Below are 10,451 nucleotides of genomic sequence, written 5' to 3' on the forward strand. Positions count from 1 at the left end.
AGCCTGGCAACGGCGCCGACCCGACCTGGCGCGGCCTCGTGAGCTTGCGCGAATTGTGGACCGGCACGGACGAGGCGGCGCAGCGCCTGCACGAATCCGTGCGCGCGACGCAGGCGCAACTGCCGCGTGCCGAGCTGCCGATCTTCCTCGTCCACGGCGCCGCGGACGGCCTGATTCCCGCCGCGTTCTCCTCCGACGCCTACCTCGCCTGGCTGCGCGCGAACGGGCGCAACGCTGCGTACTGGCGCGTGCCGCACGCGCAGCATTTCGACGCGTTCCTGTCGTGGCCCGGCTTCGGCAACCGCTACGTGCCGATGCTGGCGTATGCCTATGCCGCGCTCGACAAGATGTACGCGCACGTCGTCCACGGCAAGCCGCTCGAAGCGGGCGCGACGCCGGAGGCGCAGCCGCGCGGCGCGGGCGCGCTCGAAGCGCGGCATCTCGCTTTGCCGCCCTGACTTGTCCGGCCGATCGCGAAACAGACAACGCCGACACGATACGAAACAACTCGCCAACCGGAGGGAACATGAGCAGCACAAGCACCGCCAGCAGCGGCCTCGCGCGCACCGCCTTGCGCGTCTCCAACTGGGCCGAACGCTGGTTCCCCGATGCCTATGTCTTCGCCGCGCTCGGCGTCGTCATCGTCGCCCTCGCCGCGCTCGCGATCGGCGCGGGACCGAGCGCCACCGCGGTCGCGTTCGGCGACGGCTTCTGGAGTCTGATCCCGTTCACGATGCAGATGGTGTTCATCGTCATCGGCGGCTACGTCGTCGCCTCCTCGCCGCCGGTCGCACGCCTGATCGATGCGCTCGCGGCGATACCGAAGAATGCACGCAGCGCGATCGCGTTCGTCGCCATCGTCAGCATGCTCGCCTCGCTGATCAACTGGGGTTTCAGCCTCGTCTTCGGCGGCCTGCTCGTGCGCGCGCTCGCGCGGCGCACGAATCTCGCGATGGACTACCGCGCCGCGGGCGCAGCGGCATACCTCGGCCTCGGCGCGTCGTGGGCGATGGGCTTGTCGTCGTCGGCCGCGCAGTTGCAGGCCAACCCGGCGAGCATCCCGAAGACGCTGCTGCCGATCACCGGCGTGATCCCGTTCACCGAGACGATCTTCCTCTGGCAGTCGATGCTGCTCACGCTGATCCTGATCGCCGTTTCCGCACTGATCGCGTGGTGGTCGGCACCCGGGGCGGCCGAGGCGCAGGGCGCGGAACATTTCACCGATGTGCAGAATGATAAAAGTACAGAAGTGGACAATGCCTCCACGCGCGTGCCCGGCGAATGGCTGGAGCGCAGTCCGCTGCTGACCATCCTCGTCGTCCTGCTCGCGCTCGGCTGGGTAGTACACGAGTTCGCGAGCAAGGTCTGGTATCTCGCGATCTCCAACCTCAATACCTACAACTTCCTGTTCGTCATGGCCGGCCTGCTGCTGCACTGGCGCCCGCGCAGTTTCCTCAACGCGGTCAAGCGCGCGGTGCCGAGCACGACCGGCGTGCTGATCCAGTTCCCGCTTTATGGCGGCATCGCGGCGATACTCACCGTAGCCAAGGGCAGCGACGGGCACACGGTCGCGGAAAAACTGTCGTCGGTGTTCGTCGCGCTCGCCTCGCACGACACCTACGCGCTCGTGATCGGCACGTATTCGGCGATCCTCGGCTTCTTCGTGCCTTCGGGCGGCGGCAAGTGGCTGATCGAGGCGCCTTACGTCATGCAGGCGGCGAACGACCTGCACTACCACCTCGGCTGGGCCGTGCAGATCTACAATGCCGCCGAAGCGTTGCCGAACCTGATCAACCCGTTCTTCATGCTGCCGCTGCTCGGCGTGCTCGGACTCAAGGCGCGCGACCTGATCGGCTTCACGGTGATCCAGCTCGTCGTGCACGTGCCGCTGGTGCTGTTCCTGCTCTGGATGCTCGGACAGACCTTGTCCTGGCACCCACCGGTGCTGCCCGCGCCGTGACGAAACGAAAACGGGGCGCCTGCGCGCCCCGTTTTTCGCCACTTCGAATGTTTCTTCAGGACTCGCGCAACGCCGTCGTCACCGGCAGGCGCGCGGCACGCAACGCCGGATACAAGCCGCCGATAAAGCCGATAGCGAGCGCCCACTTGATGCCGGTCCACAGCACCGACGGCGCGACGTTGAAGGTGAACATCAACTGGCCGGTCGTGCCTGCGGTCATCGTCGAGGCGGTGTAACCGTTGAACACGAGCCAGGCGATCAGGCCGCCAAGTGCACCGCCGATCAGCGCGAGCAGCATCGTTTCGAGCATGATCGCGACGACGACCGGCACGCCGCGGAAGCCGATCGCACGCAGAGTCGCGATCTCGCGTGCGCGCGTCGCGACCGCGGCGAACATCGTGTTGAGCGCGCCGAACACCGCGCCGATCGCCATGATCGCGCCGACGACGATGCCGATCACGGTGATCATCTTCGTCGTGCCTTCGCTCTGCTTGCCGAAGTAGTTCGCGGTCGTGTCGACGTCGACCTGCAGGCGCGGATCGGAACTCAGCGCGGCCTTGAACGGCTCGAACGCGTCCGCGCCAGTCAGGCGCACGAACACCGAGCTGCGGCTGTTGCTGCCGTTCGGGCGGTAGGTCGAGCCGACCACGTCGGCGTCACCCCACAGCTCCGACTCCATCGCGTCGTTCGACTCGAAGATGCCGACGACCTTCCAGATCTGGTTGCCGAGCTTGAGTTCGCGATCGACATCGATGCCTTCGTACTGGCGCTGCGCGCCCTTGCCGACGACGAGTTCGCGCAGGCCCGGCGTGAACTTGCGCCCGGCGATGATCTTCGCGTTCGTGCGCAGCTTCCAGGCCATGTCGCCGACGCCGCGCACGGTGACGCTGCCGACGTCCTGCTCAGGATCGCCGCCCTTCATCGGCAGGTTCGCCGCAACGACGAGCTCGGGCGAGGAGATCGGCTTGCCGGCCTCGTCCTTGGCGATGCCGGGCGCCTGTTCAATGACGACGGTCGCATCGTGGCCGAGCACCGAGGACACCTCGGATGCCGACGCGCCGCGCATCACGATCGCCGTGTCGCCGCTGCCGCTGCGGCGCAGGGTTTCGCTGTAGCCGTTCGCCATCGCCAACATCGCCACGAGCACGCCGACGACGCCGGCAATGCCGATCACGATCACCGCGGAAGAACCGAGGCGCTGGCCGAGCGTGCTCACGCCGATGCCGGTCACCTGCGCCGCCTGCTGACCGCGGCGCGTGAGCAGCATCCAGGCGCCGAGCAGGACCAGCAGCACGACCAGCCCCTGCCAGGGCAGGCTCAGGAACACGAATACACCGGCGATAACGACGATGAGGGTCAGAAGTCCGATCAGAAATTTCATGGCGTGTCTCTCCTCAACGTCCGGCCAGCGCATCGACGATATTCAGGCGCATCGCGCGCAGCGCAGGCAGCGCGCCGATGACGATGCCAATCGCGAGCGCGAGCACGAGGCCGAGCAGCCAGCTCTTCGGACCCACCGCTGCGCCCGTGATCATGCCGCCGCTCATCTTCGGCAAGGCCGCGCCGATCGCGGTGACGAGGCCGATGCCGATGACGCCGCCAAGCAGGAGCAGCAACACCGATTCGGCGAGCACCATGCCGAGCACGCTGCCGTTGGAGAAGCCGATCGTCTTGAGCACGGCGAGTTCGCTCGTGCGCTCGCGCACCGCCTGCATCATCGTGTTGCCGGTCAACAGGATCAGGGTGAAGAACACCGCGCCCATGATCGAGGTGACGATGAGGCCGATATTGGCGAGCTGCTTGATCCAGTTGCGCGTCGCTGCCTGTTCGGTCTGCGTCTTCGTTTCGTGGTCGGAGTTGGCCGACAGCGCGTCGATCGCCTTGGCCACGCGGTCGGCGTCGTTGACGTCCTTGACCCGGCTGATGTACCAGCCGACCTGGCCGCGGTTGTACGGCGTGGTCTCGTCGAAGTTCTTCCAGTGCAGGATGATCATCTGGCTCTGGAAGGCTTTTTCGTCCTTCGCCTTCATCACGCCGCGCAGGTTGAAGCTCCAGTTCTTCGAGCCTTCCTTGTTCGGGAAGATCTGCGACTGCAGCGGAATCTTGTCGCCGATCTTCCAGCCGTATTTCTTCACCAGCACTTCGCCGGCGAGCACGCCGTTGAGGTCGTCGTTGTAGGCCTTCATTTCGCCCGGATCGACACTGACCTCGGGATAGATGTCGAGATAGTTGTCGCTGACCGCGAAGGTGAAGATCTGGTTGTGCGGATCCTGGTAGGCGCCACCGAACCAGTTCGCGTGGGCGACTTCCTTGACCCCGTCGATCGTCGCGATGCGCGCCATCAGCGACTGTGGCAGCGGCTGGATGAACGACAGCTTGGCCCCGGTCTGCAGGCGCTCGGCACCGTTCGCCGACTGCCCGGCCTCGGCGAACGACACGCGCACCGCGTCGAGCAGGCCGAACAGCAGGAAAGCGGCGATGATCGACACGAGGGTGAGGATCGTGCGCGTCTTGCGGCGGAACAGCGCCGCCCAGATGAGATGCAGATATTTCATGACGGCGCTCCGTTATGCGTGCGCGGCTTGTTCGACCAGCGTGCCCTTGTCGAGATGCAGCGTATGGCTCGCGTACTCGGCCGCCTTCGGGTCGTGGGTAACCATGACGATGGTCTTGCCGTGCTGGCGGTTGAGTGTCTGCAACAGACCGAGCACTTCCTCGGCGGAGTGGCGGTCGAGGTCGCCGGTCGGTTCGTCGCAAACCAGCAGGGTCGGATCGGACACGATCGCGCGCGCAATCGCGACGCGTTGCTGCTGGCCGCCCGACAGCTCGGTCGGCTTGTGCCCGGCGCGATCGGCGAGGCCGACGAGCTGCAGCGCGATCGCCGCATTCTTCTTGCGCTGCGCCGCGCCGAGCTTGGTCAGCAGCAGCGGCAGCTCGACGTTCTTCTGCGCCGACAGCATCGGCAGCAGGTTGTAGAACTGGAAGATGAAGCCGACGTTCGATGCACGCCACTTGGCCAGCGCGCCCTGGTTGAGGTTGTCGATGCGCGTGCCGCCAACGCTGATCTGCCCTTGCGTCGGCGAATCGAGGCCGCCGATCAGGTTGAGCAGCGTCGTCTTGCCCGAACCGGACGGCCCCATCAGCGCGAGGAAATCACCCTGCGCGATGTTGAGATCGATGTGGTGCAGCACCTCGACTTTCTGCTTGCCGCGCTCATACGTCTTGCTGACATTGCGGATTTCGACCAGCGTACCCATGCCTGAACTCCTCGATGATTCTTTGTGGCGACGTGCGAAACACGCCGATTTCGACAGCGGCGAAAACCTATTTCGCCGACTTGATTTCCACCTTCGCCCCGTCGGTCATTTCCGCCGGTGGCTGCTTGACCACGCGCGTGCCCGCGACTATGCCTTCGGCCAAGCGCAGATCGTTGTACGTCTGCCCTGGTGTCACGGGCTTTGCCCGCGCGCGATCCGCATCGATCGCAAAGACGATGTCCTTGCCGTCGCGCTTGACGATCGCCGAGCCCGGCACGAGCACGCCCTTCGGCGGCGGTGTATTCGCGGCCTTCGGCGCGTCTTCGAAGAACGACACGCGCGCGCCCATGTCGGGCAGGATGCGCGGGTCCTTCGCGTCGAGGCCGATGCGTACCTTGACCGTGGCCTTGCCGCGGTCCGCGGTCGGGATGATCGCGATCACGTGCGCGGGAATCTTCCAGTCCGGATAGGCATCGAGCGTCGCCTGCGCTGGCTGCTTCGGCACCACGCGCGCGATGTACGACTCGTTGACGTCGACCTCGATCTCGAGCGAATCCATGTCGACGATCGTGCCGACGCCGGTGCGGGTGAAGCCGCCGCCGGCCGACAGTGGCGAAACGATTTCGCCGACCTGCGCGGCCTTGGCCGTGATCATGCCGCTGAACGGCGCGCGTACCGTGGTGTAGTCGAGCTGCACCTGCGCGGCTTGCACATTGGCCTGGGCGACGTCGACCTGCTTGCGCTGCGCGGTGACCGCGGCGGCCTGCGTGTCGACCTGGGTCTGCGCGAGTTCGAGCGACTGCTGCGAGGCGAGCTTGCGCGCGACGATGTCCTGCTGGCGTTTCAGATCGCGCTGGTTCTGCGCGAGCTGCGCCTGAAACTGCACGAGCTGCGCCTGCGCCGCGCGCGCGCCGGCCTGCGCCTGGGCGAGATAAGCCTGCTGCTGCGTCGATTCGAGGCGTGCAAGCACTTGGCCTTTTTCGACCCGGTCACCTTCCTCGATCAGCACCTCGGTCAGCGTGCCGGTGATCTGCGCGGACACGGTTGCCGAGCGGCGCGCGGTCGCATAGCCGGTCGCCTGCAGCACCGAGGTGTCGGCGCCGCCTGCGCTCGGCGCGGCGGCGGTGGCGACTTCGACCTCGAAGGCCTTGGCACCGCCCGCGACGAAATACCAGCTCGCCGCACCGATGGCGACGGCCAAAACGATCGCTGCGGCAACGATCCACGGCAGGCGCGAACCCCCACCCGCGTGGTCGTCGCGATGCTCCTTGCCGATACGCAATTCGTTCAGCAGATCCGATTTGTCCATGATGCCCATGCGAGTTCCGTGACTTCCCAAGTTTGCCATGAACCTATCTCAAAACTACTGCGCTCGACCCGATCCCATCTAAGATCAGGCACGCCGGCGGTGCTCGGACAGGAGCGGCATGTAATCCACATTTACTTGCTCGTAAACTCCGGTTCCTGCGCTCCGGCGACGCGCGAACTGTCTTCGCTCGCTACGTTTTGAGATAGGTCCATACTGCCGATGCCACGATTCGCGCGACAGGGACTATCCTCACGAATGCGGAATGACAACTGTCAGATCGCGATGTGACGGGAATCCGGCGGAGCGCAGTTTCGCGATTCGCTTTCCCGATACGACGAACGAGCAGCCCGCTTTTCGACACGCACGGAAAATTTTTCATGCCGATCGCACGCAAACAGCTGCCGCCCGCTGCCGGCTATTCCGGCAAGCCGCTGTGGCAGAAGCTGGGGTTGAAGCAGGGGCTGCGCGTACGCTTGGCGAACGCGCCGGACGACTACTTCAGTCTATGCGGTTTCGACGCCGCGCAGGTTGCCGTGACTGCGCGCAAAACCGGCAGCAGCGATTTCACCCACGCCTTCGCCACGCAACGCGCGCAGCTGCAACGCGACCTGCCCGGCCTGATCGCGGGCCTGGCCGACAAGGGCGCGCTGTGGATCTCGTGGCCGAAGAAAACGGCTCGGGTTGCGACCGACATCAGCGAGGATACGCTGCGCGAAATCGTGCTGCCGCTCGGCCTGGTCGACATCAAGGTCTGTGCGGTGAGCGAGGTCTGGTCCGCGCTCAAGTTCGTGCGCCGCAGGGCAGACGACAAGACGCCCTGATCGGGCTGGGACCGCTCCCGGGCAAAGGGTTTCCTTTAACCGATCTTGGTGTAGATTAAGTACTGCGTCACACAACGCAGTCAAACCCCTTACTTTCAGGAGAGTACCCGCCATGAGCTTGGCTACCGAATTCAAGGCTTTCGTGATGCGCGGCAACGTCGTCGACCTTGCCGTCGGCGTCGTCATCGGCGCAGCATTCGGCAAGATCGTCTCCGCACTCGTCGACAACGTCATCATGCCGCCGATCGGGCTGCTGATCGGCGGGGTCGATTTCTCGGCATGGAAATGGGTGCTCAAGGCCGCCGGCGCGGACGGCAAGGGCGAGGTGGCGATCCAGATTGGCGTGTTTTTCAACTCGATCATCCAGTTCCTCATCATCGCCGCAGCGATCTTCGTCGTGGTCAAGATCATCAACAGCATGAGCAAGAAGGCCGAGGAAGCGCCCGCCGCGCCGCCCGAGCCGACGACCACCGAAAAGCTGCTGACCGAGATTCGCGACTCGCTGAAGAAGTAGTCGCGCGATCCGCGCAACGAAACGAGGGCGCAGCGATCGTGCTGCGCCCTTTTCGTTTTTGACATGCACGCACCGGACGCAAAACTTGGCTGCCTCGTTCGCGCATGAAGTGGCCCTTCAGCACGACCGCTGATTTTGCGACTCTGCCATGCTTCGCGAACTTGCGCGCACGTCATCATTTCTCGCCAGACCCGGAGTTCTATCGTGAAATTGTTTTACGCCCTGAGCCTCACCGCCGTTTCCGCGCTTGCCCTGGGCGCCGCCCATGCGGCGGACACACGAATCCCCGACGCGGCGGTGCGTGCCGCCGAGCAGCTGCGCGACCGCGCGCTCAACGACGACACCGCGTACAAATTCGTCGAAGGCCTGACTACCGAAGTCGGCCCGCGCCTCGCCGCAAGCGACAACGACGCCAAGTCGCGCGAGTGGGTGATGGCGAAATTCAAGGCGCTCGGCTTCGACAAGGTTTATGAGGAACCGGTGAGCTATCCGAAATGGGTGCGCCGCCACGAGGCCGGCGCCATTGTTTCTCCGTTTCCGCAGAACCTCGTGCTGACCGCGCTCGGCCACAGCTTCCCGACGCCGGCGGGCGGGCTCACCGCCGAAGTCGTGCGCTTCGAGAATCTCGACGCGCTCAAGGCCGCCGATCCCGCCAAGGTCAAAGGCAAGATCGTCTATGTCGGCTTCAAGATGCAGCCGCACAAGGATGGCCACGACTACGGCACGGGCTCGTCGATCCGCGTCGGCGGCCCGCCGCTCGCGGCGAGCAAGGGTGCGGCCGCGTTCCTGCTGCGCTCGGCCGGCACCGACGCCAGGGACCGCATGGCACACACCGGCGTGACCGGCTTCGCCGACGCGAAGGCGAACGGCATTCCCGCCGCCGCGCTGTCGAATCCCGATGCCGACCAGCTCGAGCGCGTGCTCGCGCACGGCAAGCCGGTCACGCTCAAGCTTGACCTCGACGTCGGCTTCGACGGCGACTACAGCGGCGCCAACGTGATCGGCGAAGTCACCGGCAGGAAGCATCCCGAGCAGATCATCGACATCGGCGGCCATCTCGATTCCTGGGATCCGGGCACCGGCGCGATCGACGACGCCGCCGGCGTCGCCATCGCCGCTGCCGCCGCGCATCTGGTCAAGCAGATGCCGCAGCGTCCCGACCGCACGATCCGCGTGATCGCGTTCGCCAACGAGGAAGCCGGCCTCTATGGCGGCAAGGCCTATGCGGAGAAACACGCGGCCGAAGTCGCCAAGCACGTGCTCGGCACCGAATCCGATTTCGGCGCCGGCCCGATCTGGCGCATGAGCGCAAGCGTGAAACCCGAAGCGCGCGCGGCAATCGCGCAAATTGCCGCCGTGCTCAAGCCGATCGGCGTCGACTACGACGACAAGAAACCCGGCGGCGGCGGCTCCGATCTTTCGCAGATGCACGCCAAGGGCATGGCCGCGCTGACGCTGCTGCAAGACGGCACGCACTACTTCGACATCCATCACACCGCGAACGATACGCTCGACAAGATCGATCCCAAGGAACTCGCGCAGAACGTCGCCGTGTACGCCACGTGGACCTGGCTGGCCGCGCAGGCCGAGGGCGATTTCGGCTCGGCGCCGGGCGCGTTCGCCAAGGACAACGGCGAGGAGTGACTTGCAACGCGGCGACGCCGAGTAGCCGTCGCCACGATTCCCGGTTCATTCACCGCATTCCGCGAGTACCCGCCTCGCACTCGTCGGTCGAACACGATTGTTGCCATGACCGCGCCACTGCGTGCGTTGCTTCGCAGTTGGCGCGGAACACTCTGTGCGATAGTGCGCAAAAGTGCAGTTGCCGCAACAGATGCGCACCTATCAACCAGAACCGCGACGCAGGGGGTCGAGGGCATGGGCATTTTCAGCACCTGGTTCAAACGCAAGCCGGCGGCGGAAGCCGCAAGCGCACAAAATGCCTCGGCGCAAAACGTGCTGAGCGGCCTCGACCGGCCGCAGCGCACGATTCGCCACGACCCGAACCTGGTAGGAGATGAACCGCATCGCGCGCGGAGTGGTCGAGTTCGTCAAACGCTACCAGCAGCAACGCGTGACCTATGACAACCAGGATGCGTTCACGCACGACTACAATCAGGTCGGCAAGTTGCTGACGCTGCGCATCGAGCGCGAGGAAAACAACCTTTATCCGCTCTACGCAGCCTGAGCGGACCGAGGACGTTTTGGTCCGGCGATTAGAAGCCGAGCCAGACTGGACGCGAATCCTGCGCGCGGTGGCTCTGCTAGACTGGTGACAAGGCGGCCGCATCGGCGCCACCCTGCCTGCTTTAGGGCATTCGATGAAGATAGCCGTCCTCGTCTTCGCTGGCCTGCTGAGCCTGCTACACGGCGCGGCGCAAGCGCAAACCGTCTACAAGTCGACCGGCCCCGGCGGTACAGTCGTCTACAGCGATCGGCCGCCGGTCAACGGCAAGATCGAGCAAACGATCAACTTCGAGAACCTGCCCAGCAGCCCGCTGCCCGCCGCGGCGACAGAGCAGATCGAGCGCGCGGCCAGACAGGTTCCGCCGCAGCCACCGCACCGCCAATACGTCGCCGGAGTGACCTT

11 protein-coding genes are annotated in these 10,451 nt (G+C 65.3%); 7 read left to right on the forward strand and 4 right to left on the reverse strand.

Annotation, left to right across the window (positions count from 1 at the left end):
* A partial coding sequence (locus VF497_RS14330) for a 3-hydroxybutyrate oligomer hydrolase family protein (RefSeq protein ID WP_330889873.1) occupies positions 1–458 on the forward strand: 458 nt, incomplete at its 5' end.
* A 68-nt stretch (positions 459–526) separates the two neighbouring features.
* The gene (locus tag VF497_RS14335; protein ID WP_330889875.1) at positions 527–1,960 is read left to right on the forward strand and encodes a short-chain fatty acid transporter; all 1,434 of its coding nucleotides are present in this window, start codon (positions 527–529) and stop codon (positions 1,958–1,960) included.
* 55 nt (positions 1,961–2,015) lie between these two features.
* Here the strand turns inward: VF497_RS14335 and VF497_RS14340 are convergent, their stop codons facing one another.
* From VF497_RS14340 to VF497_RS14355, 4 genes are all read right to left on the reverse strand, one after another.
* On the reverse strand, positions 2,016–3,374 hold the full coding sequence (locus VF497_RS14340) for an ABC transporter permease (protein ID WP_414706910.1): 1,359 nt from the start codon (positions 3,372–3,374) through the stop codon (positions 2,016–2,018).
* Positions 3,355–4,515, reverse strand: coding sequence for an ABC transporter permease (locus VF497_RS14345; protein WP_330889880.1), 1,161 nt, complete (start codon positions 4,513–4,515; stop codon positions 3,355–3,357). Before VF497_RS14345 ends, VF497_RS14340 begins: the two co-directional genes overlap by 20 nt.
* 12 nt (positions 4,516–4,527) lie before the next feature.
* Entirely contained in the window at positions 4,528–5,217 is a 690-nt protein-coding gene (locus tag VF497_RS14350) for an ABC transporter ATP-binding protein (RefSeq protein ID WP_330889882.1), read from the reverse strand.
* A gap of 67 nt (positions 5,218–5,284) precedes the next feature.
* Positions 5,285–6,526, reverse strand: a complete 1,242-nt coding sequence (locus VF497_RS14355) for an efflux RND transporter periplasmic adaptor subunit (RefSeq protein ID WP_414706911.1) — start codon at positions 6,524–6,526, stop codon at positions 5,285–5,287.
* Positions 6,527–6,903: 377 nt separating this feature from the next.
* Between VF497_RS14355 and VF497_RS14360 the strand changes: the two genes are divergently transcribed.
* From VF497_RS14360 to VF497_RS14380, 5 genes are all read left to right on the forward strand, one after another.
* Positions 6,904–7,347 carry a DUF3052 domain-containing protein gene (locus VF497_RS14360; protein WP_330889886.1) on the forward strand — a complete coding sequence of 148 codons (444 nt, stop codon included), beginning with the start codon at positions 6,904–6,906 and terminating at the stop codon, positions 7,345–7,347.
* A 112-nt stretch (positions 7,348–7,459) separates the two neighbouring features.
* Positions 7,460–7,861, forward strand: coding sequence for a large-conductance mechanosensitive channel protein MscL (gene mscL / locus VF497_RS14365; RefSeq protein ID WP_330889888.1), 402 nt, complete (start codon positions 7,460–7,462; stop codon positions 7,859–7,861).
* Between the two features lie 210 nt (positions 7,862–8,071).
* Complete coding sequence (locus VF497_RS14370; RefSeq protein WP_414706912.1) at positions 8,072–9,505, forward strand: M20/M25/M40 family metallo-hydrolase; 1,434 nt, start codon at positions 8,072–8,074, stop codon at positions 9,503–9,505.
* 373 nt (positions 9,506–9,878) lie between these two features.
* Entirely contained in the window at positions 9,879–10,049 is a 171-nt protein-coding gene (locus tag VF497_RS14375; protein WP_330889892.1) for a hypothetical protein, read from the forward strand.
* 133 nt (positions 10,050–10,182) lie between these two features.
* A partial coding sequence (locus VF497_RS14380) for a DUF4124 domain-containing protein (RefSeq protein WP_330889894.1) occupies positions 10,183–10,451 on the forward strand: 269 nt, incomplete at its 3' end.

Source organism: Rudaea sp., assembly GCF_036383415.1.
Lineage (GTDB): Bacteria > Pseudomonadota > Gammaproteobacteria > Xanthomonadales > Rhodanobacteraceae > Rudaea.